Here is a 25,191-nt window from a genome sequence, read left to right as displayed (position 1 = left end):
CCGGTCCGCCGCCTGCGGGGAATGAGGCGGCAGTGTCCCCCAGCCCACTGAGTCCTATGCAGTGGGCCGACCCACGCAGCACCCATGGAAACGCTTCCGAAACGGCCGGACGAGAGCGCACGGCCGGGCGCACGGCCACACACCAGGAGCACGTACGGGGGCTCGACGCGCAGCCCCGGCACCACGCACGAACGGCGCCTCCACGTGCCATTCCCGTGCGCCGTCGAGCAGGGATCCGGGCCCGGTTCGCGAGGCGTCCGATCCACATCCGGACCGCCTCCGCACCGCCTCCGGACCGCCTCCGGACCGCCTCCGATCCGAGTCCGGACCGCCGCCCGCGTCCGTACGGACAACAATCCCGCCATACGGACGTCTGCCCCTTAACGGTAGGGATGCGGCGAACTACGCTGGGTTTACTGAGGTTCTCTGCAGGAGGCATATTCCTCGGGGCTCGGCCATTTGCGTGTGCGGCCGGAGTGCCGGGGTTCGTCGCTGGGGAGGACACGGTACGAATGCCGCGCGCCGCAACGGTGACGCGGCGGCCGTCTGTGTGTCGAGGGGTGGCGCATGTCCAGGGAGCAACGCGGACCGAACGAGAAGCTCGGAACCGTTCTCGCCCTCGCGGGAATCAGCAACGCCGGGCTGGCCCGGCGGGTCAATGACCTCGGGGCGCAGCGCGGTCTGACACTTCGGTACGACAAGACCTCGGTGGCCCGGTGGGTCTCCAAGGGCATGGTGCCGCAGGGCGCCGCGCCCCATCTCATCGCTGCGGCGATCGGCGCCAAGCTCGGCCGGCCGGTCCCGCTGCACGAGATCGGGCTCGCGGACGCCGATCCGGCACCGGAGGTCGGGCTGGCCTTCCCGCGCGACGTGGGCGAGGCGGTCCGCTCGGCGACCGAGCTGTACCGGCTGGATCTGGCCGGGCGGCGGACGGGCAGCGGCGGGATCTGGCAGTCGCTCGCGGGCTCGTTCTCGGTGAGCGCGTACGCGACGCCCGCGTCCCGCTGGCTGATATCCCCCGCCGACGCGACGGTGGCACGAGACGCGACAGCGGCCGGGGCGCCCGCCTTCGACACCCCGGGGGCACGGGGCGCACGCAACGGGGCAGGGGCGCAGAGCCCGTCGGGCAAGGCGGCGAAGAGAGCGGAGGCGATGCCTGGCGCCCAGACCGCGCTGAACGCACAGGCGGCCCGGACGGCGCTCGGAACGCTGGGAGCGCTGGGTACGCGACAGGCCCCCTCCATCCCCGCCCAGCCACGCCCGGAAGCCACATCCGCATCGGCATCCACGTCCTCATCCGCATCCACTCCCGCCGGCGCGATCACCAGCAGCGCCGGCAGCACCGGTATCACGGCCACCACCAGCGACATCTCCCCGCTGCGGGTCGGCCACAGCGACGTCTCCAAGCTGCGCGAGGCGGCCCAGGACGCCCGCCGCTGGGACTCCAAGTACGGTGGCGGGGACTGGCGTTCCTCCATGGTTCCCGAGTGCTTACGGGTCGACGCCGCACCGCTGCTGCTCGGTTCGTACAGCGACGAGGTGGGCCGGGCCCTCTTCGGCGCAGCGGCCGAGCTGACCAGACTCGCCGGGTGGATGGCCTTCGACACCGGTCAGCAGGAGGCCGCGCAGCGCTACTACATCCAGGCGCTGCGACTCGCGCGGGCCGCAGCCGACGTACCCCTCGGCGGCTACGTCCTCGCATCGATGTCGCTGCAGGCGACCTACCGCGGCTTCGCCGACGAGGGGGTCGACCTCGCGCAGGCCGCCGTCGAGCGCAACCGGGGCCTCGCCACGGCCCGCACCATGAGCTTCTTCCGTCTGGTGGAGGCGCGTGCCCATGCCAAGGCGAACGACGCGTCTGCCGCCGGATCCGCACTGAAGGCCGCCGAGGGCTGGCTGGAGCGCTCCAGGGACGGCGACGGGGACCCGTCCTGGCTGGGCTTCTACTCGTACGACAGGTTCGCGGCCGATGCCGCGGAGTGCCACCTCGATCTGAAGGCGCCCCGGCAGGTGCGGCGCTTCACCGAGCAGGCGCTGTCCAGGCCCACCGAGGAATTCGTCCGCTCGCACGGGCTGCGGCTCGTGGTGTCGGCGGTGGCCGAGCTGGAGTCGGGCAATCTGGACGCGGCCTGCGCCGCGGGCACCCGGGCGGTGGAGGTCGCGGGCCGCATCTCCTCGGCGCGGACCACGGAGTACGTACGGGATCTGCTGCACCGGCTCGAACCGTACGGGCACGAGCCGCGCGTCGCCGAGCTGCGTGAGCGGGCCAGGCCGCTCCTGGTGGCACCTGCGTAAACGGAATACCACGTAAACGGAATACCACACTCCAGGAGCCGGGCCGTAAAGATTCGGCGCCACGCTGGGCCACGCTGGTTTGAGTGCGTTGTCAGTGGGTCAGTGCACTATCGGGGTGGGAGGTGGCGTGATGATGACGCGCGCGGCATACGACTGCGATGTGCTGGTGATCGGCGGCGGGATCGTCGGCCTGTCGACGGCGTATGCGATCACACGCACCGCTCCGGGCACCCGGGTGACGGTCCTGGAGAAGGAATGGGGCCCGGCCCGGCACCAGACCGGGCGCAACAGCGGAGTGATCCACAGCGGCATCTACTACCGCCCCGGCTCGCTCAAGGCCCGCTACGCGGTGCGCGGCGCCGCCGAAATGGTCGACTTCTGCGCCGAGCACGGCATCGCGCACGCGGTGACCGGCAAGCTGATCGTCGCGACCGAGCGGTCCGAGCTGCCCCGGCTGCACGCCCTGGTCCAGCGCGGCCGGCAGCACGGGCTGCCGGTGCGCGAGCTGGGCCCCGCCCAGATCACGGAGTACGAGCCGCAGGTGAGCGGCCTCGCCGCGATCCGGGTCGGGTCGACCGGGGTGTGCGACTTCGGGGCGGTCGCGGCCCGGTTCGCCGCCGAGGTGAGCGGGGCCGGCGGGGTGATCCGCTACGGGGCGGAGGTCACCGCGATCGACCGGCGCCCCTGGGGTGTGGCGGTGCGTACGGCGGACGGCACGGTGGTGCGGGCCCGGGTGCTGGTCAACTGCGCGGGGCTGCACTGCGACCGGGTGGCACGGCTCGCGGGCGACGACCCCGGGATGCGGATCGTGCCCTTCCGGGGGGAGTACTACGAGCTGGCGCGGCCGGAGCTGGTGCGCGGCCTGGTCTATCCGGTGCCCGATCCGGCGTTCCCGTTCCTCGGGGTCCATCTGACCCGGGGCCACGACGGCAGCGTCCACGTCGGGCCGAACGCGGTGCCGGCCCTGGCCCGCGAGGGGTACGGCTGGCCGGTCGTGCGCCCGCGCGAGCTGGCGGACACCCTGGCCTGGCCCGGCACCTGGCAGATCGCGCGCAGACACTGGCGGTACGGGGCGGGCGAGGTGCGCCGTTCGCTGTCGAAGCAGGCGTTCACCCAGGCCGTGCGGCGGCTGCTGCCCGAGGTGACGGAGGCCGATCTGAGACCGGCCCCGGCCGGAGTCAGGGCCCAGGCCGTGCTGCGGGACGGCACCCTGGTGGACGACTTCCTGATCCGCGAGGCCCCGCACACCGTCCACGTACTGAATGCTCCGTCGCCTGCCGCGACGGCCTCGCTGCCCATCGGGCGGGAGGTGGCACGCAGGGCGCTGCTCCGGGCACGGGAGACGGGGTGGAGACCGCCCGCCGTAGAATCGGGGCATTGTGTCTGAGCCCATGAACCCCTCCGAGAGCCCTTCCGAGCGTCTCTCCGAGAACTCCCCCGAGAACCCCTCCTCGTCCGCTGCCGGGATTCCGGACGATCTGCGCGCCGCCTCCTTCGAGCGGCAGCGCAGGCTGCGCCAGGAGCCGCGCTTCCCGGGCGGGCCCGCCATCGACCCGGCCGGTTCACACCACGAGCGCCGGATCCGCAGCTTCCAGCCGCGCCGCAGCCGCGTCACGCCCGGCCAGGAGGACGCCCTGCTGCGGCTCTGGCCGAAGTGGGGCCTGGACATCGACGGGCAGCGCGTCCTCGACCTGCCCGAGCTGTTCGACGGGCTCCCGGCCGTGCTGGAGATCGGCTTCGGGATGGGCGAGGCCACCGCGCAGATGGCCGCCGACGACCCGGGCACGGGCATCCTCGCCGTCGATGTGCACACCCCGGGCCAGGGCAACCTGCTCGGTCTCGCGGACCGCAACGGCCTGTCCAACGTCCGGGTGGCCAACGGCGACGCGATCATCCTGCTGCGCGAGATGCTCAAGCCGGACTCGCTGGACGGACTGCGGGTGTACTTCCCCGACCCGTGGCCCAAGAAGCGCCATCACAAGCGGCGGCTGATCCAGCCGGAGTTCCTCGATCTGGTGGCGCAGCGGCTGAAGCCGGGGGCAGTGATCCACTGTGCGACCGACTGGGAGCCGTATGCCGAGCAGATGCTGGAGGTGCTGACCGCGCACCCCCTCTTCGAGAACACCCAGGCGGACGGCGGCTACGCGCCCCGGCCCGCGTTCCGGCCGCTGACCCGGTTCGAAGGGCAGGGCCTGGACAAGGGCCATGTCGTGCACGACCTGCTCTTCGCCCGCAGCTGAGACGGGGTCGTGGGCGCCGGCGCCCCATGGCCAGGTGTCAGTGCTGCTGGTTAGGGTCATTGCGTGGTGTCCGACGGGTCTGTCCAGCAGTGGCAGTCGCAGCCGGCCGTCCCGCTCCTCGAGGAGCAGCGGGTCGGCGAGATCCTGGCTGCCGTGCCGGAGCGCAGGCACTGGCGCTACCGGCCGCGCCGCGTCGGCATGGTGTGGCGCAGCCGTACGTTCCGCCTCGCGGCCGTGTTCACGGTGCTCGCGCTCTGCGGTCTGGCGATCCTGGCCCTGGTCCGCGATCAGACGGGCACTCAGGGATTCCTCGTCGGCCTCGGGCTCGCCGTGCTGCCCGTGCCGCTCCTGATGGCGGCGTTCCGCTGGCTGGACCGGGTCGATCCGGGCCCCTGGCGGAATCTGCTGTTCGCCTTCGCCTGGGGTGCGTTCGCCGCCGCCCTGGTCGCGATCCTCGCGAATTCGTTCGCGACCCGCTGGATAGCCACGGCCACCGCCGACCCGTCGAACGCCGACACCCTCGGCGCCACGGTCATAGCCCCGGTCGTCGAGGAGAGCGCCAAGGCCGCCGCGGTCCTGCTGATCTTCCTGTTCCGAAGACGGGACTTCACCGGGATCGTCGACGGCGTCGTGATCGCCGGCATCACCGCGAGCGGCTTCGCCTTCACGGAGAACATCCTCTATCTCGGCAACGCCTTCGGCGAGGATCAGCAGACCGGCACCTCGGGCGTCGTATCGGTGACGGCCGCGACGTTCTTCGTACGGGCGGTGATGTCGCCGTTCGCGCACCCGCTCTTCACGGTGCTGACCGGCATAGGTTTCGGGCTCGTCGCGGCCGGCGCACGGCGCCGACGGATCCGCCGCATCGTGCTGCCGCTGCTGGGGCTCGTCCTCGCCATGGGCATGCACGCGCTGTGGAACGGGTCGGCGGTCTTCAGCCCGTACGGCTTCTACGCCGTGTACGGGGTGTTCATGGTCCCGGTCTTCGGCCTGGTGACCTGGCTGGCGATCTGGTCGCGCCGGCGGGAGCTGCGTACGCTCTCCGCCGAGCTGCCCGCCTACGCGGCGGCCGGCTGGCTGAGCCCGGCGGAGCCGCTCGCCCTCTCCTCGATGCGTGCCCGCGGCCTGGCCCGCGACGCGGCCCGCCGACGGTACGCCATCGAGGCCGGGGGGAGCTGGCAGAACCCGTACGGTCCCGCCCCAGGGTCCTGGCCCCCTGCTCAGCCGAGTGCTCAGGCGAAAGCCGCGGCGAAGGCCCACGGCAAGGCGGCCGCGCAGGCCGTCGCCGAGTACGAATCGTTCGCGACCTCACTGGCCTCGCTGCGTCTGCGGGCCCGCCGCGGGGCGGCCGGCCCGGACTTCGCCGAACGCGAGCTGGAGCTGCTGCACCACCTCTGGCAACGCAGAGAGGTGGCCGCCCCCGCCCTGAGGTACGCGGCCCAGGCAACGGGCCGCCTGCGCCCCCAGCTCCCGCCGCCGCCCCCGTACGCCCAGCCGTTCCCTCCGCACACGCAGTACGGCGGCTACCGCAACGGCCCCGGCCCCGGTTACAACCCCTATCTGCTGCCGCAGCAGCCACCGCACTAGACAGCAGCAGCATGCACGATCAGGCGGATGCCTCGGTGAGTTCGGCCAGCTCCTGCTCGGTCAGCGAGAGGTCCGCGACGGCCAGCAGCGCGGGCAGCTGCTCGACCGTACGGGCCGAGGCGATCGGCGCGGCCACGGTCGGCCGGGACGCGAGCCAGGCCAGCGCGACGGTCGCGATCTCCGCATCGTGCGCCTGGGCAACCTTGTCCAGCGCGACCAGGACCTTCTGTCCCCGCTCCGACTTCAGGTACTGACCGGCACTCGCGGCCCGCGCGCTCTCCACCGAAGCGCCCGGACGGTACTTGCCGGTGAGGAAGCCGGAGGCCAGGGCGTAGTACGGCACCGCGGCGAGCCCGGCGCGGGCTGCCGTGTCCTGGAGTTCGCCCTCGTACGTGTCGCGGGAGACCAGGTTGTAGTGCGGCTGAAGGGCGACGTAGCGGGCCAGCCCCTCGCGCTCCGAGAAGTCCAGGGAGGCCTGGAGCCGCTCGGGGCTGATGTTGGAGGCGGCGATCTCCCGGACCTTGCCCTCCTTCACCAGCTGGTCCAGAGCGGTGATGATCTCCTCGACCGGCACGGTCTCGTCGTCGAAGTGCGTGTAGTAGAGATCGATGTGGTCGGTGCCGAGCCGGCGCAGCGACTCCTCGGCCGCGGCCTTGATGTTGGCGGGGGCGAGCCCCTTGTACTCGGGGTGGGCACCGACCTTCGTGGCGACGACGATGTCGGAGCGGTTGGCGCGGGCGGCGAGCCACTTGCCGATGACGGTCTCGGACTCGCCGCCCTTGTTGCCCGGGATCCAGGCGGAGTACGCGTCGGCGGTGTCGATGAAGTTGCCGCCGGCCGCGGCGTACGCGTCCAGCACGGCGAATGACTGCGCCTCGTCGGCGGTCCAGCCGAAGACGTTGCCACCGAGAGCGAGCGGGAAGACCTGAAGGCCGGAAGAGCCCAGTTCACGAAGAGAAGTCATAAGTGGATCAACGGATTCCGGCGAGTCCGCTATTCCAGGTGCCCGCCGTTTTCTCCACCGACCGCTCTTCCCGGCCGACCGCTCTTCCCCGCCGCTCACAACAGACCGGCAGCCCTGACGTCGGGGGGTGAGCGTCAGGGCTGCCGGGGTTCATCGGCCGGCGAACCGGCTCGGACCATGAGCCCCGCGAGGTGGGCGGGGCAGGCGTCGCCTCAGATGTTGAGGCCCTTGCCGCGGAGCCAGGCCATCGGGTCGATGCCCGTACCGTCGGCGGTGTGGACCTCCAGGTGGAGGTGGGGTCCCGTCACATTGCCGGTCGCGCCGACCCGGCCGATGGTCTCGCCGGTGGTGACCTTCTGGCCCGCGCTGACGCCGATCGAGGACTGGTGGCAGTACCAGATCTCCGTACCGTCCTCCAACTCCAGCACGGTGCGGTAGCCGTACGAGCCTGCCAGGCCGGCCGACTTGATCGTGCCGCCGTGAACGGCCTTGATCGGGGTACCGGTCGGAGCGGCGAAGTCGAGGCCGGTGTGGTAGCCGGAGGACCACATCGAACCGGCCTGGCCGTAGGTCGAGGTGATCGTGTACGAGAAGGTCGGGATGGCGTAGCTGGCGGCGAGCTTGGCGAGCCGCGCGGCCTCCGCCTTCTTCTTGGCCTCCTCCTCCGCCTTCTTCTTCTCGGCGGCGGCCTTGGCCTCGGCCTCGTCCTGCTGCTTCTTGGCCTCGGCGGCGGCCTTCTCCGCGGCTTCCTTCTCCTGAGCAGCCTTGGCCTCGGCGTCGGCGGCGTCCTGCTGCTGCTCGGCCTGCTGGAGGATGCGGGCGCGGAGCGCCTCGCCGGCGTCCGTCGCACCCTGCTCGGCCTCGGCGGTGGTGAGGCCGGCGGTGGTGAGCGGGGCGGAAGCGGCGGCGATCTCGGCCTTGTCCGGCTCGGACTCGTCGGAGAACAGGGAGCCCACGCCGGGAAGGGACTTGGCGTCGGGGAGGTTGTCCGAGATGGAGTCGGGCACGGAGATGGAGACCGGCGGCTTGCTCTGCGCGCTGGCCATGCCGCCCGCGCCGACCGCCGCGATGACGCCGACACCCAGCACCGTGGAGCTGCGGGCAAGTCCGTTGCGCTGCTTGGCGACGCGGTGCCTGCCGCGCACGGGGCGGACGGACTCCTCGGTGGGGTTCCACTCGTCCCAGCCGCGTTCGGGTTCACCGTTGCCGTCGGCGCGGAAGTCGTTGCCGAACTCGCCGGTGAACTCGGTGGTGAACTCACCCGTGAAATCGGCGGTGAACTCGGTGGTGAAGTCGCCACCCGGCTCGGTGCCGTAGCCGGGATTGAACCGAGACGGGGCCTCGGGGGCAGGCTTGTTGGACGCCACGGGGGCGCACTCCTTTCCTTCCTTCTCGCCTACCGGGTTAGCTGACGGGTTCGGAGCAGGAAGGTCTCCTACGGGCCCCTCTGCCTCTCACGAGACACAGGTGTCCGATTCACCCCATGTAGGTGGTTCCCCGGTTCCCTTGCGGAATTCGGCGCTCGCGCACGGTGCCGCCACTGATGACGGCTGGGACGACCGCGCTGCGTTATCGAACGTTAATAGACACCGGGGCCGTATTCCAAGCTGTTCCCACTGATCGTTCACGTCTTTGGCCTGAGCCTTACGGGACATAAGCGGGTGGAAACGGACGAGTTGACCGACCCTCAGCCATTACCCCGTTTCTGACGTTGCGTCAAATGTTATGCGGAGCGGCGTCTTTCGGTTACGCACGGTGGCATCGCGTCCGCCACATCACAGCCCCTCGTGCAGCCCCCCGCACCAGACCCGCCCCTCACGCCTCCTCCGCGCCGACGATCCGCACGGTCCTTCGCCGGTCCGGCTGCCCCTCCGCAGGACGTACGACCGCGAGCAATGCCATGTCGTCGGTCGACTCACCCCCCGTGTGCAGGCGCACGTCATCGGTCAGCGCGGACAGCAGTTCCTCGGGCCCGGGGAAGATCCGCCCGCGCAGCCGGGCCGCCGGATCGTAGAAGACCCCCTCGGCGTTCCGCGCCTCGGAGAGGCCGTCCGTGTAGAGGAGCAGGGTCGTCCCGGCCGGCAGGTCCCACTCGTCCGTGTGCTCCGGCCACACCCCCAGATCCATCCCGAGCGGCAGCGCGGGCACGGAGGGCTTCAGTACCTCCAGTGCCCCGTCCGGGTGCAGCAGGATCGGCTCGGGGTGGCCGCGGTTGACGATCCGCACCCGGGGCAGCCCGGACGGGATCTCGGCCAGCACGGCGGTGATGAAGCCCTCCAGCACGTCGAGCCCGCCCCGTCGCGCCTCCTCCCGCCCCAGCGCCCGTTCCAGCCGCCTCGCCACCCCCTCCAGCGAGGGTTCCTGCTCGGCCGCCTCGCGGAACGCCCCGATGACCACCGCCACCGTCTCCACGGCGTCGAGCCCCTTCCCCCGCACGTCCCCGACCACCAGCCGCACCCCCCACGGGGTGTCCGCCACGGCGAACAGATCGCCGCCGACGAACTCGTCCGCCTGTGCCGCCTCGTACCGCGCCGCGACCTGCAGCCCGCCGGTCCGGTCGGACGGCTGCGGCAGCACCGCGCGCATGGCCGTCTCCGCGATGAACCGCGCCGAGGCCAGCTGCTCGTTGCCGCGCCGCACGACCCCGTTGATCACGACCGCCAGGACCGAGACGGTGGCCAGGGTGAGCAGCTCGATCAACGGCACGACCTCCGGCAACGCGCCGCTGTACAGCCGCATCGCGATGACGGCCAGCATCGAGGCGATCCCGGTGCGGATGGTGCTGGACAGCGAGAAGAACGGGGCGGCGATCAGCGGAGCGGCCACGAACAGCGGAATGGCGGTGAAGGTCGGCGGGGTGAGGGCATCGAAGACCAGCCCGCCGAGAATCATCAGCGCGGGCAGCGCGCGCACGAACCGCCGGGTACGGGCACCGCCCCCGACATGGCTGCCGCGCCGCTTCTCCCGCTTCCACACCTGTGGTCTCCTGCCCGGTACGCGCGCGGCTGCGGACGGTACCGCGCCCCACCCCAGGCTCGCCGGAGCGGAACGGGGCGGCGACTCCTCGTCGGCCAATGGGGGGACATGTGTGGTGCGGCTCACGTACCGCCCGGCCCCTGCCGCTGCGTGGACCCGCAGACTCCCGGCCCGAAACGAATCAGGCCCGGCACGCTGTGTGCGTGCCGGGCCTGATCTCTTCAGTAGCGGGGACAGGATTTGAACCTGCGACCTCTGGGTTATGAGCCCAGCGAGCTACCGAGCTGCTCCACCCCGCGTCGGTGAACACAACTCTACGCCATGTCCGGCGCCCTTCTGACCACTCGGGTTCGACCGGCCTTCACCCCGGCCGCATCAGGGACAGGTTCTCCCAGGAGATACGGGGAGCGGGAGTAGATATGTGGTGATATGACTGATTTATCATTTATCTGCCGCCGCGATGAACTCGCGCTGATCGAGGAGCGATCCGTGGACGACTTCCCGTTGCTCGACCTCTTCTGGACCATGCTCTGGTTCTTCCTCTGGGTCATGTGGCTCTTCCTGCTGTTCAAGGTCATCTCGGACATCTTCCGCGACCACGAACTCGGCGGCTGGGGCAAGGCCGGCTGGCTGATCGTCACGCTGCTGCTGCCGTACATCGGCGTCCTGGTGTACGTGATCGTGCGCGGCAAATCGATGAGCAAGCGGGACATCAAGGAAGCAAAGGACCGTGATGCGGCCTTCAAGGCGTACGTACGGGAAGCCGCCGGCACCTCCGACGCGAGCGGTGCCGACGCCGCCGGCGCCGCGAAGAAGGGGAGTCACGTCGACGACCTGGCGAAGCTCGCCGAGCTCAGGGACAGGGGCGCCATCACGGACGAGGAGTACCAGCGGGCGAAGACGAAGCTCCTCGTCTGACCGCCCCGTCCGGCCCGGTCCCCGCACGGCGCGTATGTCTCTCTCCCCCAGGTCCGGCGAACTGGCAGGGCGCCAGGACCACGGGGAGGCTTGATACGAGGTGGCCGTTTCCGCCCACGGTTCTCGGGGGTGCCGGAGCCACGGCGTACATCTGCTCGCACCGACGGCCCGACAGGGGAGGCCGAGCGGGGTGCGGTCCCCATCTCGACGCCTGAGGAGATGGCCCGGCCATGAACGGCACCACGCTCGGAAGCCTGGACGCGATGCGGACCGCGCTGCGCGGTCCCGTCATCGGCTCGCAGGACCCGGAGTACCGCCAGGCCCGCACGGTCTACAACGCCATGATCGACAGACGCCCGGCGGCGGTGGTGCGGTGCACCGACGCGGCGGACGTCATGGCCGCGGTCGGCTTCGTCCGGGACGAGGGCGTCGCGCTCGCGGTCCGCGGCGGCGGGCACAGCGGTGCGGGTCTGTGCCTGGTGGACGACGGCGTCACCATCGACCTCTCGCCCATGCGCTGGGCGCACATCGACCCCGGCGCACGGACGGCCATGGTCGGCGGCGGCGCCACGCTCGGCGACCTCGATCACGCCGCCCACGCGTTCGGGCTGGCCACCCCCTCCGGCATCCTGTCGTCCACCGGCGTCGGCGGCCTCACCCTGGGCGGCGGCCACGGCTACCTCACCCGCAGATACGGCCTGACGATCGACAACCTGCTGGCCGCGGACGTGGTCCTGGCGGACGGCACCTCGGTGACGGCGAACAGCACCACCCACCCCGACCTGTTCTGGGCGCTGCGCGGCGGTGGCGGCAACTTCGGCGTCGTCACCTCCTTCACCTTCCGACTGCACCCGGTGGACACCGTGGGCGTCGCCATCACGGTCTGGCCGGTCGACCGGATCCCCGACGTACTGCGCTGGTACCGCGGCTTCCTGCCGCAGGCCCCCGAAGACCTCAACGGCTTCTTCATCGCGCTCACGGTGCCGCCCGGTCCCCCGTTCCCGGAGGAGATCCACGGCCAGAAGATGTGCGGCGTGGTGTGGTGCTGGACGGGCGACCCCGACCTCCTCGAAGCCACCCTCAAGCCTGTCGAGGACCCCGGCCCGCCCGCCTTCCACTTCACGGCTCCGATGCCGTACACCGCCCTGCAGTCGATGTTCGACGAGCTGCTCCCCACCGGTCTGCAGTGGTACTGGCGCGGCAACTTCTTCGACCGGATCACCGACGACGCCATCGACGTACACGCCAAGTACGCCGAGAACCTCCCCACCGACCTGTCGACCATGCACCTGTACCCGATCGACGCGGCCGCCCACCGGCTCGGCCCCGACGACACGGCCTGGGCCTACCGGGACGCGGTCTGGTCCGGCGTCATCGCGGGCATCGACCCCGACCCGGACAACGCCGAGAAGCTCAGGCAGTGGTGCGTCGACTACTGGGAGGAGCTGCACCCGCACTCCATGGGCGGTACGTACGTGAACTTCATCGGCGCGGACGAGACCCCGGACCGGATACGCGCCACCTACCGTGACCACTACGAACGCCTCGCGGCCATCAAGCGGACCTACGACCCGGACAACCTCTTCCACGCCAACCAGAACATCGAGCCGGCGGCGTGATCCGGGGGCTCACCATGCGGGGGGAACGACACCGGCATCATCCGATTTGACCCTGCCGTCGTCCGTCGAGAACCGGGAACAGAGCCCGCAGAAGTTCGCCCAGGCCGGCGTGGCCGCCCTCGCCCGGTAACGGCTCCCCCTGACTCCGGCGGCGCCCGCTCCCCCGTACGGGTGCCGCCGGTCTTTTCGTACCCGCGCCCGGGCAGGAGGCCTCCCGCCCCCTGCCCGCCGCGGGCACAGGCACGTCGGGGCCCGCCGAAGGGGTCGTTTCGGCCACGCCCGAAACAACTTTCCGCCCCGTCCCCGGCTCCCTAGCGTCTTGTCTGCGCCGCCCGTACAGCGGCGTCGGGATCGCGCCCACCGCTCTCCGGGCGCACCAACGGGGGACAGCTCACATGAACAACCGCACACGCATGTCCATCGGCGTCATCGCTCTCGCCCTGGCAGGGGGAACCCTGGGCACCAGCACCGCCGTGGCCGGGAACAACGCGGCCTCCACCACGGACGCCCGGATCGCCGCACAGAGCCCCCGGGCCGCCGCGGCCGTCACGCCCCGGCTCTTCCTGCCGTTCCCCTGCGGGACCAAGTGGCGGGTGTCCTCCGGCGCCTCCTCCCACTCCCCCGCCCTCGACATCGACAAGGGAAACGCGAAGGCGGAAGGCAAGCGGGTGCAGGCCGCGGCCGACGGCGTCGTCGTCTTCTCCACCCGCTTCGCCCGGGGCTCGGGCAACACCATCCAGATCAAGCACAAGGGCGGCTACTACACCACCTATCTCCACCTGAAGTCGCGCAGCGTCAGCAAGGGCGACAAGGTCAAGCGCACCACGAAGATCGGCACCCTCGGCAAGGACGGCCCCACCGCCAACAACCACCCGCACCTGCACTTCGAGGTCGCCAAGGGCAAGAAGAACGCGGACCGTTGGGGAGGAGCGGACGGCGGGGCGCACCGGAGCACCGCCAACCTCTACCCGAAGGCGTACAAGGGCGCCGGCCACACCTGGTCGAACCAGGTCTCCCACTCCTGCTCGGCCCCCAAGCCGACCAAGTGGGCACTGTTCAAGGTGGTCAAGCCGGTCACCAAGCGCGCCTGGGCCGGCACCAAGTACAAGTCCTTCGGCAAGCTGAGCAAGGGCAAGACGGTCATGCTGGGCTGCAACCACACCCGTAGGCCCGACGGAAAGCTCTACCGGCGTCTGGACGGCGGCGGCGGTGCGGACGGCAGGGGCATGTGGGTGCGGTCGTCGACCACGTACGTCAAGCAGATCAAGGGCTGCACGAAGTAGGACGGCCGGGCCTCTTCCGGCTGCCTCCGGCCCCGGCCCGCCGCACTCTCCCGCCGGAGCCCCGTACAGCGGGCTCCGGCGGGAGAGGCATGTGTTCCGGACCGGGTCCCCGGGGCCTCATCCCGTGCGGTACTCGACCATCACCGGCTCCTCGCCGAACCCGATCCGGCCGCCGGTCCGGAGGGGGACCGTCCGGCCGTCCATGCGGCGCAGGCGGTACGCACCCTCGTCCACCGGCACGTCCGCGCGCCCCTTCGTGGTCCAGCGGACGAGGAACGGTCTGCCGTCCCGTTCGAAGCGGCAGGTGTACGCCCCTTCCGGCAGGCCCAGCTGGGCGCCCTGCCCGCAGGCGGCGATCCGTGCACCGTCCAGCCACTGCCACAGTCGTCCCATGCGCAGCCCGGCCTGCGTGGGCCGTCCGCCGACGGGCTGCACCACGAGCGGCACGCCGGTGCTCCCCCAGCTGTAGAAGTACATCCGCTGCACTCCGTAATGCCGGCTGTAGAGCCCCGCCAGATAGAAGCGCACCGCGTAGTCGCGGGCGCGGCGGGCGTCCAGCGGCGGAGTGACGGCGACGCTCCGGTCCGGCCCGGTGTTCCACACCTCGATCTCTCCCAGCCCCTCCTCGAACATGGTGTCGTGCACCTGCCGCGCGAGATCGATGATCTCCTCCGGCGGCGAATCGGCCCTGCTCGGCGGCAGCTTCAGCGCCGCGGCGTCGCAGCTCTCGTACGCGCCGGTGCGCGCGAATTGCCGCAACAGCTCGCGGCCCCGCTCCTTCCACAGCTCCCCGAAGGACGGGCAGGCCACCAGCGCCCCGGGGTCGACGCGGCGGATGATCGTGGCCGCCCGCTCCACCATCTTCGCGAGGACGGCGATGCTTCCGGCGTAGTGCAGCGGGTGACTGGGATAGTCCCAGAGCTCGTACGACTCGATGCGGCCGCGGTAGCGCGTGACGACCTCCTCCACGAAGCGGTCCCAGTCCGCCAGGTCGGCCGGGGGCGAGGCGAGCGAATCGGCGTAGCCGGACCTGCGTCCGCCCGGGGCAGCCCACAGCGGGGTGCCGGAGAGGGTGAGCAGGACCGGCAGCCGGTGCCGTTCGGCGGAGTCGACCGACCGTTCCAGGACCGACCAGCTGTAGCGGCCGCGCCGGGGCTCGATGGCGCCCCAGCGGGTCCCGCTCTCCCACAGCCGTACGGCACCGGTGCGGAACGCGGGCATCTCTCCCGTATCGGTGTTCATCGTCAGCCCGAAGAACTCCGGCTGCACCCGGCGCGGTGCGACGGACCAGAGCGGCCCGTCGAACCGCTGACCGGCGGAGGCGGGGCTCCCGCGTCCGGCGCCCAGGGCCGGGGCCGTCCCGCCCGCGCCGTTCCCGCTGTCTCCCGGCAGGTACGCACTCGCGGCCGAAGCGACGACGAGGACGACCAGCAGGGCCACCACGCGCAACGAGGAAATCAAGCGGCGCAGCGGCAGCCGCGCCTCCCACAGGCTCTCGCCGGAACCGTCCCCGCTCGCACCGGCCCCGTCCCCGCTCCCGCTCCCGCTCCCGCCGGTACCAGCCCCGTCCTCGTCCGGACGTTCCCTGTCTTCGTCCGGGCGTTCCCCGTCACCGTCCGGGCGTTCCTTCCGGTCGTCCGGGGCCTCCTCGGCGGTCGTCCGCGACCAGACCCGGTACAGCCGGTCCAGTTCGGCCGGGCTCGCCCCACAGACCCGCGCCACCCGTTCGACCGCCCCGAAGCTGCCGGGGACGGTCAAGCCCTGGCAGTAGCGGTGGAGCGTGGACCGGCTGAGGCCGGTGCGGTGGGCGAGCGCCGTGTAGCTGCGTCCGCTGCGCCGCTTCAGCGCCTCCAGCAATTCGGCCAGTTCCGATGGTTCCGGCATTTCCGTATCGGACGTCATCGCCCTCCCGTTGCCCCGATTCCCCCTGGGGACGCGGGACGCGCGTCCCGCGTCGTCCCACTCGGCCCGAACGTGGCAGCTGAGGCCCCTTCAGGTGTCCCGTTGTCCCATCTCCCCGCTTCTCCTTGCCTTCGAACCCACCGCCGTCGCAAGGTCGCAGCACCGACGCCGACAGAACGTGGAGTCGTCGGCGCCGCTCGGGGGAGCGGCGATCGCGTCTTGCACATGGGGGACATATGCTGCGCATCCACTTCACGGCCGGGGACCTGGTCCGTACACGTGTCGCCGACAATCCCGATCCGCTCTGGGAATCCGTACTGAGCCTGCACCAGTTGCAGGAACGGCAGTCGGACCCCGTCATGGTCCGCTGGCAGAGACACGTCATCAGCAACGGCCGGGCCCCGCTGCGCCTGCTGTTACCCCTGGTCCCGGCCCGTGGCTACTTCCCGGACTTCCTCACGCCGGCCGAGAGCGCCGAGGGGTTCGAGGCGGGGCTCGACGCACTGCTGTCGACCCCGCGGACCCAATTGTGCGGTCAGGTCGCCCAGTTGGCGCAGGACAAGCCGCTCGACGCCTGGGCCCGGTCGGTCGCGGAGGGCAGGTCGCCCGTGCTCCACCGCCTCGGGGATGCCCTGCGCGCATACCGGCACCACGCCCTCGGCGGGATATGGCAGCGCATCCGTGCGCGGATCGAGGCCGACCGTGCCTGGCGGTCGCGCACGCAGTGCTTCGGCGGCACCGACGCGATGCTGCGCACGTTCGGGCCCGGTCTGCGCTGGCGCCCGCCCGTCCTGGAAGCCGACTACCCGGTCGAGACGGACATGCGCCTGGAGGGCAGGGGGCTGCTCCTGATCCCGTCGTACTTCTGCCACCGGGCTCCGGTCGCCCTGGCCGATCCGTCCCTGCCGCCGACCCTCGTCTATCCCGCACGGGCCGTGGTGCCAGGACCGACACCCCCGCCCCCGTCGGGGGGACCGCGCCTCGCGCGGCTCCTGGGACACACCAGGGCCGCCGTCCTGGAATCCCTCGACGGCGAGTGCACCACGAGTGAACTGGCCCGGCGCGTCGGGGTCTCCGTCTCCTCGGCCAGCGAGCACGCGGCCGTCCTGCGGAACGCCGGCCTGGTCTCCAGCAACCGCCTGCGCAACTCCGTGCACCACAGCCTCACCCCGGTGGGCTTCGCGCTGCTCGGTGCCGGGGTACGCGAGCCCGGCGTGTGATCCGAATGTCGCACCGGCTCATGGCAGAGCCCCCTGCCTCGGTCTTGTTTCCGAGTCAGGGGGCTGTTCGGTAGGCCGTGTGGGACTCGAACCCACAACCAACGGATTAAAAGTCCGCTGCTCTGCCAATTGAGCTAACGGCCCTCGGCGAATCACCCCTGAGCATAGCCCGCCGGGGCCCGGCCGCCGATCGGGTATCGGTTACCGGGCCCCGTCGCGGTGAAATCCCGGGCCGTCAGAGGGGTTCGTCCGGGGTGATCGTGCGCTTGTGATCCGGTTTGAGGAACCAGTGCCTCGCCGATGCCAGCCACCATGTCGCCGCGAAGCCCAGGACCACGAGCACCGCGACGGGCGCGTAGTTGAACGTCTCCCAGGTGACCGGCGAGAGCTGCGGCAGCATGAAGAGCACCGTGATGATCACGACCCAGGCCACCGCCACGATGCCGATCGGGCGGGACCAGCGGCCCAGGTGCCAGGGGCCCGGGGTGAAGTCGTCGCCCCGGAGCAGGCGGAGCAGCGTGGGGATGACGTAGGCGATGTAGAGACCGATCACCGCGATCGAGGTCACCGCCGCGTACGCCGTGACGTTGATCAGATACGGGAGCCCCAGTACGAGGGCGCCGGCCGCGGCGAGCCAGACCGCGGCGACGGGGGTGCGGGTGCGTGGGCTGACCGTGTGCCAGAGCCGGGAGAAGGGCAGGGCCCCGTCCCGCGAGAAGGCGTAGATCATGCGGCTGTTGGCGGTCACGGACGCCATGCCGCAGAAGAGCTGGGCGCCGATCACGATCAGCAGCAGGAGCTTGCCGGTGGTGGCGCCGAGGGCGTCCAGGAGGATCTGGGCGGGCGGGGCGCCGGTCGGCGAGTCCAGCGCTCCGTCGTACGACTGGATGGCGAAGGTGAAGCCGAGGAGCAGGACGAAGCCCGCGATCCAGGAGGTCCAGATCGACTGGACGATGCCCTTCGGGCCGGCCGTCGCCGCGTCGTGGGTCTCCTCCGTCATATGGGCGGAGGCGTCGTAGCCGGTGAAGGTGTACTGCGCCATCAGCAGGCCGATCATCACGACGTAGAAGCCGCTGCCCCAGCCCGTGTTGTTCACGAACTCGGTGAAGACGAAGGACGCCGACTGGTGCGAGTCCGGTACGAAGGTCAGGGCGCCGACGATGACGGCGACGCCGACGACGTGCCACCAGACGCTCACGCTGTTCAGGATCGCGACGATCCGCACCCCGAAGGTGTTGAGCAGGCCGTGCAGCAGCAGGATCGCGGCGAAGAGCAGGATCGTACGGGTGGGGGTGACCCCGAAACCGAACTGGAGGTTCAGATACGCGCCCAGGAAGGACGCCGCCCCGAAGTCGATCCCGGCGGTGACGGCGACCTGGCCGAGTACGTTGAACCAGCCCGTGAACCAGGCCCAGGCCGCGGCCGAGCGCTGCGGGGCCAGCCGGTGGGCCCAGAAGTAGAGGCCTGCGGAGGTCGGGTACGCCGAACAGATCTCGGCCATCGCCAGGCCGACGAACAGCGTCATCAGGCCGACACCGACCCAGCCCCAGGTGATGACGGCGGGGCCGCCGGTGTTCATGCCGAAGAGGTAGAGCGTGAGGCAGCCGGAGAGCACCGAGATGATCGTGAACGAGACGGCGTAGTTGGAGAACGCGGACATGCGCCGGGCCAGCGTCTGCGTGTACCCGAGCTGCGCCAGGCGCTCCTCGTCGGAGATGCCCGGTGGTGGGCGGTCCTCACTTGCGTCGATTGTCATGCACCCAGCAATTCCCGCGCTCCGGGGCACACATGCGGTCGCCGGGGTCACGACTGGGAAAACCCGCCCCGGCAACGGAGGAGGGCGCGGCCCGCAGGCCACGCCCTCCCTCTGAAGCCCGCCGTCGCTCAGGTGATCTTCGTGTACTTCTTCCAGCGCGTGTCGGCCAGCTTCCTCGGCGCCGAGAAACCCCCGGTGTGGTTCGCGTTGTAGAGGTACACCGCACCCGCCGGCGTCCGCGCGAGGATGTCCTGCCGCCCGTTGTGGTCCATGTCCCCGCTGCCGACGATCACGTTGTACCTGCCCCAGCCCGAGCCGATCTTCGTACGTGGCGCGAAGCCGCCCTTGCCGTTGCCCCGGTAGAGCCAGAGCACCCCGGCGCCGTCCCGCGCCACGATGTCCGCACGCCCGTCGCCCGACAGGTCGCCGCGTCCGGCGATGGCGGAGTAGCTCTTCCAGGTGGTGACCTTCGTACGGCCCGCCAGGGAGCCGTCGCTCTTGCCGCGGTAGAGCCAGATCACGCCCGAGGCGTCCCGGGCGAGGATGTCGGGGAGACCGTCCCCACTGAGGTCGCGGGCGGCCACGATCCTGTTGTACTTGGACCAGCCGGTGCCCAGTTTCACCTTCGGGGCCCTGCCGACCTCGCTGTGGCTCATCGGGCTGGGAATGCGGTAGAGCGTGCCGCCCGGCGTACGGGCGAGCAGGTCGCCCTTGCCGTCGCCGCCCAGGTCGCCCAGTTCGGTCATGAAGTCGAATTCGTCGCGCCAGTCGAGCATCGAGCCGATGCTGTCGACGTAGCAGTCGTCGAGCCTGCCCTGCTGGTCCGTCGTGCAGAGGTCGATGAGGTCGCCGGGCTCCCGCGCCAGGACCGAGCCGCTGATTCGCTCGTCGAGGTCGACATCGCGGGTCCAGTCGATGACCGTGGACCGGTAGGAGGAGATCCGGGTGTAGAGCCGCACCCCTCCCGCCACGCAGCCGGTGGCCCTGGTGGCCGAAACGGCGATGAGCTTGCCGCCACCGACGAGCGCCCCACCCGCGTCGCCGAAGCACTGGTCCTCGTCCGCGACGGGCGGCGCGCCCGGGGCGGGTACGGTGCAGAGCGTGCTGCTCGGCAGCGTACGGCCGAGCAGTGCGGCGCAGGACGCCGCCGACTTGAGCACCACCTGCTCGCTGTGACGGACCCGCGGGGCGTCGACCAGGTCCAGCCCCGACCACGAGTAGAACGTCGCCCTGGCCTCCGCGGCGTACAGCGCCGTATCGGCCGACGACGCGAGCACCGGCTTGCCGTACGAGGCCGGCGTCGCCCGGATCGCCACCGAGACGGCCCCCTGGCGGGTGGCCGCGTCGTACGTCGGGTGGCTGCGATAGCGCGGATCGCTGCCGCCGCTCGACAGCTGACCGCTCGACAGGTCGTGGTCCCACTCCATGTCGGCGTGGCTGCGGCCGGTGAAGCAGTCGGGCGTGGCCAGGGTCCGGGTCTTGGACAGCGTGATGCCCGTGCAGGCCCGGTGGGAGCCGTCCGCTTCGTCGGTGTAGTGGAGCGGGATGAGCCACGAGGGCACCGTCGTGGCCGCCCTGGCCTGCGGCGCGGAACCCAGCAACCCGGCGAGCACGGCTCCGGACGCGGCCAGGGTGGTGAGCGCCCTGCCCGCCCCCGGCACCGCGAGCCGGCCCCGCACCGAACGTCCCTCGGTCATCAGAAGACCCCCTTGTAGCCCTGCCAGCCGGTGGCGATCTTCGTGCGCGAGCCGAACGATCCCTTGCCGTTGCCGTTGTTGCGGAAGAGGTTGCCCGAGCCGTCCCGCTCGACGATGTCGGCCTTCCCGTCACCGGTGATGTCGCCCACCCCGACGATGGTGTTGTACGAGGTGCCCCACGCGCCGAAGACCTTCACGCGCTCCTTCAGCTTCCCGGCGGCGGTGCCGTCGTAGCGGTAGAGCGTGCCGTCCTTGTGGTGGGCCAGCACATCGCCGTAACCGTCGCCGTTGAGGTCACCGACGCCCACGACCTTCGAGTAGCCGGTCCAGGACGAGCGGATCTTCACCCCGGCCTTCAGCTTGCCGTGGCCGTCGTCGGCGAAGAGATGGACGTCGCTGGTCGACGCCTTGCGCGCGAGCAGGTCGGGCCGGCCGTCACCGGTCAGATCACCGGGCACGGTCAGCACGTTGTACGCGTTCCACCCCGCGCCCAAGGAGGTGTGACTGCTGTTCGGCGTGTACGGGGAGCCGCACTTCCCGGCGTACCGGCGCAGCTCCCCGCCCGGCATCCGTACGAGCATCTCGGCGCACCGGTCGCTGCCCATGTCCCCGAACGGGACCGCCACCGTGCCCTTGGGCCAGCCGGCGCCGGAGCGCTTCCAGTCGAACTTCCCCTTGCCCTCGGTGTAGTGCAGGGTCAGCTCGCCGACCGAGTTGAGCGTGACCAGCTCGCCGAAGTCGAGGCCGCCCTGGTCGTGGTGGCCCTGGAGGCCGCCGCTGACCGAGATCTTTCCGCTGCTGGTGTACGTGCCGTCGCCCTCGGCCGCCCTGGCGGTCAGCGTCCAGGTGTGGTTCTCGTTGGACGGGTAGCCGCCCGCGTCGGTCCTGCCGTCCCAGGCGACGTCGACCTCGGCGCCCGGCCCCCCGGACAAGGTGCGCACCGTACGACCGTGAGCGTCCTTCACGGAGAAGGTCCAGGTCACGGGCCTGTTCAGCTGCCAGGTGCTCTCCCACCTCTGCCCGCCGCTGGTGTCCTTGAGATCGATGTACCCGGCGTTGAGATCCGACTCGATCTTCGCCAGGGGCTGCGCGGGCACCCCGCTCGGCACGATCCGGATCGCCTTGTCCGGGCCGACGTACGCGATGTCGCCGCCGAACTTGTCCACGGCCCAGGTCAGCCGGCGCTGGTCGGCGGTGGTGCCCGCGGGCAGGTCCGCGATCTCCCGGGGCGGTGCGGCCGTCCCGGTGTGGAAGTCGGTGAGCACCAGCTTCCCGGCGGTGCGGTCGTGCCGGACGAGATAGCCGTCGCCGACGAGCACGGCGCCGGACGGCACGGTGAAGCTCTTCTTCGCCGTACGGTCGTACACCCCGGCGACGCCGCTCGTGCCGCAGTTCCAGTAGATCCAGCGGCCGACGGTCTGGAGTTCCTTGATCACGCACGGGGCGCCGGTGGCGGCGGTGGCGACGACCTTCTTCTGTTCGAGGTCGGTCGCGGTGATCGCTCCGGCGGTGGAACTCGCCGTCCACAGCGCCGATCCCCATACCGAGGCGGCGGTGATGGACCGGGTCATCCGCACATCCGTCCTGCGGTATTCGCCGACGGCGTCGACGTACTGCTTGCCCGTCGATGCCGCGTTGTAGACGAAATAACGTCCGGTCGCGTCCACGAACTGACCGCCGGTCACAGCAGGTTCGTCGGAGCTGTGGAAACTGCCCGCCGTCAGCCAGATCTGGGCACGCTCCTGGCCGTTGTCGACGAAGAAGCGGCCCACATGGCCGTTGCCGGTGGCGCGCAGCGGTACGCAGGAACCGGCGTCGCACGGCACACGCTTGACATGCGCACCGGTCGCGTAGGTGTCGGCGTATCCCATCGAGGTGGGAGCGCCCACCGTCGCCCCGTCCGCGGCGACCTGGCGGGCGAACACGAACTGCGGTCCGCTCGGGGCGATTTCCACGGTGTTGAGCACTCCACCGGCGAAGTCGATGCCCCAGACCCCGCCGGTCTGCACCGGGGTCGGCGTATCCGCCGCGACGGCACTCGGCATCGAGCCGAGACCGGTGGCGACCACGGTGAGAGCGGCCAGCGCGGCGATACGGCGCCGGGCGCCACGACCGCTTGGAGAAGCAAGGCGAGCCAAAAGGGTTCAGTCCTCCCCGAAATACCCGAAGGCATGAAGGGCACAGGTGATCAACGGCAGCCCGCCGCAAAGGAATCACGCAAAGCTCGCAAAGCCCCCCGGCCCCGCCCCTGTGCAAGTGGCCGGATGCTAGCAGCGGTTACTCATGTGAGGGAAGTGAAAAGAAAAGCGGGCCCGCTCGTGAAGAGCGGGCCCGCTTTCCGCAGACCTTTCAGCGGACCTTCAGCAGGTCCTCACCGCGTTCAGCCGTTGCGCTTCCAGCGCGGCTTGTCGTCGCGGCGGCCGAAGGAACCGGTGTTGGTGCCGGTGCCCCGGTGGTCGTCGCGGCGGCCGGTCGGACGGTCGCTGCCACCGGAGCGGAAGCCGCCGGAGGGGCGGTCGTCACGACGGTCGCGGTTGAACGGACGGTCGCTGCCGCCGGAGCGGAAGCCGCCCGACGGACGGTCGTCACGACGGTCGCGGTTGAACGACGGGCGGTCGTTGTCGCGGCGGTCGAAGGAGCGGCCGCCACGGTCGTCACGGCGGTCGTTGGAGCGGAAGCCGCCCGACGGACGGTCGTCACGACGGTCGCGGTTGAACGACGGACGGTCGTTGTCGCGGCGGAAGCCACCGGACGGACGGTCGTCACGACGCTGGAAACCACCACGGTCACCACCGCGGTCGTCCCGGCGGTCACGATTGAAGGACGGACGGTCGTTGTCGCGGCGGAAGCCACCGGACGAGCGGTCGTCACGACGCTGGAAACCACCACGGTCACCACCGCGGTCGTCCCGGCGGTCGTTGCCGCGGTAGCCACCGCGGTCGCCGCCACGGCTGTCCCGGCGGTCGAAGTTGCCCCGGTCGTCGCGACGGTCGTCACGGGCGGCGGGCTGCTCCGGCACGGAGACGGCGGCCTCGATCGCGGCCTCCGCCTCGGCGGCGACCTCGGCCACCGCGGCCTCGGGGTCGTCGCCCCGCTCGCGCGCGGCACGGGCGACGAGGCGGTCGGCCTCCTCGCGCAGCTCACCGGCACGGCGCTGGACGCGCTCCAGCTGCTTGGTCAGGTCGGCGACCTCGCGCTCGGCCTGCTTGGCGGCGTTGTTCGCGGAGTCGGCCTGGACCTCGGTCAGCGAACGGGCACCGGTGATCTCGGCGACCTCCGGGTCGAAGGCACCCGCGCCGCCGACGATGTGACGCGAGGCGTCGACGCCCGCGTCCTCCATCAGGCGGAAGATCTGACGGCGCTGGTGCGGCAGCGCCAGCGAGACGACGACACCGGACTTGCCGGCCCGCGCGGTACGGCCCGAGCGGTGCAGGTAGTCCTTGTGGTCACCGGCCGGGTCCACGTTCAGCACCAGGTCGATGCCGTCGACGTGGATACCGCGGGCGGCGACGTCGGTCGCGACGAGCGCGTTGACGTAGCCGTCCTTGAAGTCGGCGAGCACCCGGGTACGGGCACCCTGCGTCATGCCGCCGTGCAGCGCGTCCGCCTTGACGCCCGCCTCGACGAGCTGCTCGGCGATGCGGTCGGCGCCCAGCTGGGTGCGGACGAAGATGATGGTGCGGCCCTTGCGGGCGGCGATGGCGGAGGTGACCGGCGCCTTGTCCTTCGGCTTCACGACGAGGACGTGGTGCGTCATGGTCGTGACGTTGCCCTGGGCGCTGTCGACCTCGTGGCTCACCGGGTTGTCCAGGTAGCGCTTGACCAGCGTGCCGATCTCGTTCTCCATCGTGGCGGAGAAGAGCATGCGCTGACCGCCGACCGGAACCTGGTCGAGCAGCTCGGTGACCTCGGGCAGGAAGCCCAGGTCCGACATCTGGTCGGCCTCGTCGAGGACGGCGACCTGGACGTTCTCCAGGGAGCAGGCGCCCCGGTTGATGATGTCGCGCAGCCGGCCCGGGGTGGCGACGAGGATGTCGACACCGCGCTCCAGCGCGTAGATCTGGTTGCCCATCGACGTACCGCCGCAGACGACCTTCATCTTCAGGCCGAGCACGTCGCCGTACGGCTGGAGCGCGTCCGCGACCTGCATCGCGAGCTCACGGGTCGGCGTGAGGATGACCGCGCGGGGCTTCTTCTTCTCGGTGTGACCGCCGGCCAGCGTGGCCAGGGTCGGCAGACCGAAGGAGAGCGTCTTGCCGGAGCCGGTACGGCCGCGGCCCAGGATGTCCTTGCCGGCCAGGGCGTCCGGGATGGTCGCGGCCTGGATCGGGAAGGGCGCCGTCACACCGTTCTGCGCGAGCTTGCGGACGATGCCCTCGGGCAGGCCCAGGTCGGCGAAGGTGATGGTCGGCTCGGCGTCCGCGTCGGCGTCGGCGTCCACGTCGGCGGAGTCGGTGTCGGCCTGCTCGGCCCGGGTGGCGTCCGCCTCGATGGAGTCGGCGGACTCGGCGACTACGGCCTCAGCGGCCTCGACGAGCTCGTCGTTCTCGATGTTCTCGGGCATGACGGTGTGGTCAGAACTGGAAATTGACATGCGAAATGCGAAACCTTCCGGAGTCTCGGCACGCGCCCGTAACTCCGTGATTCGCAATTTCGACCGCCTCAATGCGGTCCAGCCACGGCAAGGGAGAGTACGCGCCACACGGCGCGCTTCTGTTTCGGCGCCGGGCAATG

Annotated in this window: 16 protein-coding genes, 2 tRNA genes and 1 riboswitch; of the genes, 8 read left to right on the top strand and 10 right to left on the bottom strand. The window is 70.9% G+C overall.

Annotated features, from left to right (window positions below; all coding sequences use genetic code 11):
* Nucleotides 1-567: 567 nt before the first annotated feature.
* The 4 genes from OG978_RS21745 (at nucleotide 568) to OG978_RS21730 (ending at nucleotide 6,122) form a co-directional block, all read left to right on the top strand.
* The gene (locus tag OG978_RS21745; RefSeq protein WP_326766817.1) at nucleotides 568-2,295 is read left to right on the top strand and encodes a sporulation protein; all 1,728 of its coding nucleotides are present in this window, start codon (nucleotides 568-570) and stop codon (nucleotides 2,293-2,295) included.
* Nucleotides 2,296-2,425: 130 nt separating this feature from the next.
* The gene (lhgO, locus tag OG978_RS21740; RefSeq protein WP_326766816.1) at nucleotides 2,426-3,682 is read left to right on the top strand and encodes an L-2-hydroxyglutarate oxidase; all 1,257 of its coding nucleotides are present in this window, start codon (nucleotides 2,426-2,428) and stop codon (nucleotides 3,680-3,682) included.
* Nucleotides 3,683-3,686: 4 nt separating this feature from the next.
* Nucleotides 3,687-4,535, top strand: coding sequence for a tRNA (guanosine(46)-N7)-methyltransferase TrmB (gene trmB / locus OG978_RS21735; RefSeq protein ID WP_442817843.1), 849 nt, complete (start codon nucleotides 3,687-3,689; stop codon nucleotides 4,533-4,535).
* A 66-nt stretch (nucleotides 4,536-4,601) separates the two neighbouring features.
* Nucleotides 4,602-6,122, top strand: coding sequence for a PrsW family intramembrane metalloprotease (locus tag OG978_RS21730; RefSeq protein ID WP_326770113.1), 1,521 nt, complete (start codon nucleotides 4,602-4,604; stop codon nucleotides 6,120-6,122).
* A gap of 19 nt (nucleotides 6,123-6,141) precedes the next feature.
* Here the strand turns inward: OG978_RS21730 and OG978_RS21725 are convergent, their stop codons facing one another.
* The 4 genes from OG978_RS21725 to OG978_RS21710 all read right to left on the bottom strand — a co-directional run bounded on the left by OG978_RS21725 (nucleotide 6,142) and on the right by OG978_RS21710 (nucleotide 10,361).
* On the bottom strand, nucleotides 6,142-7,086 hold the full coding sequence (locus OG978_RS21725; RefSeq protein WP_326766815.1) for an aldo/keto reductase: 945 nt from the start codon (nucleotides 7,084-7,086) through the stop codon (nucleotides 6,142-6,144).
* A 212-nt stretch (nucleotides 7,087-7,298) separates the two neighbouring features.
* A complete protein-coding gene (locus OG978_RS21720) occupies nucleotides 7,299-8,453 on the bottom strand; it encodes a M23 family metallopeptidase (RefSeq protein ID WP_326766814.1) in 1,155 nt (384 codons plus the stop codon).
* Nucleotides 8,454-8,464: 11 nt separating this feature from the next.
* A riboswitch (cyclic di-AMP (ydaO/yuaA leader) is annotated at nucleotides 8,465-8,617 on the bottom strand.
* A gap of 284 nt (nucleotides 8,618-8,901) precedes the next feature.
* Nucleotides 8,902-10,062: a PP2C family protein-serine/threonine phosphatase gene (locus tag OG978_RS21715; RefSeq protein WP_326766813.1), complete on the bottom strand. Its 1,161-nt coding sequence runs from the start codon at nucleotides 10,060-10,062 to the stop codon at nucleotides 8,902-8,904.
* A 225-nt stretch (nucleotides 10,063-10,287) separates the two neighbouring features.
* Nucleotides 10,288-10,361: transfer RNA gene (locus OG978_RS21710), tRNA-Met, on the bottom strand.
* A 190-nt stretch (nucleotides 10,362-10,551) separates the two neighbouring features.
* Between OG978_RS21710 and OG978_RS21705 the strand changes: the two genes are divergently transcribed.
* The 3 genes from OG978_RS21705 to OG978_RS21695 all read left to right on the top strand — a co-directional run bounded on the left by OG978_RS21705 (nucleotide 10,552) and on the right by OG978_RS21695 (nucleotide 13,882).
* Nucleotides 10,552-10,980 carry an SHOCT domain-containing protein gene (locus OG978_RS21705; RefSeq protein WP_326770112.1) on the top strand — a complete coding sequence of 143 codons (429 nt, stop codon included), beginning with the start codon at nucleotides 10,552-10,554 and terminating at the stop codon, nucleotides 10,978-10,980.
* Nucleotides 10,981-11,210: 230 nt separating this feature from the next.
* Complete coding sequence (locus tag OG978_RS21700) at nucleotides 11,211-12,599, top strand: FAD-binding oxidoreductase (RefSeq protein WP_326766812.1); 1,389 nt, start codon at nucleotides 11,211-11,213, stop codon at nucleotides 12,597-12,599.
* A gap of 395 nt (nucleotides 12,600-12,994) precedes the next feature.
* On the top strand, nucleotides 12,995-13,882 hold the full coding sequence (locus OG978_RS21695; RefSeq protein WP_326766811.1) for a M23 family metallopeptidase: 888 nt from the start codon (nucleotides 12,995-12,997) through the stop codon (nucleotides 13,880-13,882).
* A 117-nt stretch (nucleotides 13,883-13,999) separates the two neighbouring features.
* On the opposite strand, the gene OG978_RS21690 is transcribed toward OG978_RS21695, so the two are convergent.
* Nucleotides 14,000-15,766 (bottom strand): helix-turn-helix domain-containing protein, encoded by a 1,767-nt coding sequence (locus OG978_RS21690; protein WP_326766810.1) that lies wholly within the window; start codon nucleotides 15,764-15,766, stop codon nucleotides 14,000-14,002.
* Between the two features lie 254 nt (nucleotides 15,767-16,020).
* Here OG978_RS21690 and OG978_RS21685 point away from each other — a divergent pair, with 254 nt between their 5' ends.
* Nucleotides 16,021-17,004: an ArsR/SmtB family transcription factor gene (locus OG978_RS21685; protein WP_326766809.1), complete on the top strand. Its 984-nt coding sequence runs from the start codon at nucleotides 16,021-16,023 to the stop codon at nucleotides 17,002-17,004.
* A 71-nt stretch (nucleotides 17,005-17,075) separates the two neighbouring features.
* Here the strand turns inward: OG978_RS21685 and OG978_RS21680 are convergent.
* The 5 genes from OG978_RS21680 to OG978_RS21660 form a co-directional block, all read right to left on the bottom strand.
* Nucleotides 17,076-17,148: transfer RNA gene (locus OG978_RS21680), tRNA-Lys, on the bottom strand.
* Nucleotides 17,149-17,239: 91 nt separating this feature from the next.
* Nucleotides 17,240-18,760: an amino acid permease gene (locus tag OG978_RS21675; RefSeq protein WP_326766808.1), complete on the bottom strand. Its 1,521-nt coding sequence runs from the start codon at nucleotides 18,758-18,760 to the stop codon at nucleotides 17,240-17,242.
* A gap of 128 nt (nucleotides 18,761-18,888) precedes the next feature.
* Nucleotides 18,889-20,457: an FG-GAP-like repeat-containing protein gene (locus OG978_RS21670; RefSeq protein ID WP_326766807.1), complete on the bottom strand. Its 1,569-nt coding sequence runs from the start codon at nucleotides 20,455-20,457 to the stop codon at nucleotides 18,889-18,891.
* A complete protein-coding gene (locus OG978_RS21665; RefSeq protein ID WP_326766806.1) occupies nucleotides 20,457-22,595 on the bottom strand; it encodes an FG-GAP-like repeat-containing protein in 2,139 nt (712 codons plus the stop codon). The genes OG978_RS21670 and OG978_RS21665 overlap by 1 nt, the downstream gene beginning before the upstream one ends.
* A 242-nt stretch (nucleotides 22,596-22,837) precedes the next feature.
* Complete coding sequence (locus OG978_RS21660) at nucleotides 22,838-25,021, bottom strand: DEAD/DEAH box helicase (RefSeq protein WP_326766805.1); 2,184 nt, start codon at nucleotides 25,019-25,021, stop codon at nucleotides 22,838-22,840.
* Nucleotides 25,022-25,191 lie beyond the last annotated feature (170 nt).

Origin of the sequence: Streptomyces sp. NBC_01591 (assembly GCF_035918155.1) — a bacterium.
In the GTDB taxonomy this organism is placed as follows: Bacteria; Actinomycetota; Actinomycetes; order Streptomycetales; family Streptomycetaceae; genus Streptomyces.
The sequence above is the reverse complement of the archived record's forward strand: the minus strand, read 5'-3'. Positions and strand labels throughout refer to the sequence as shown.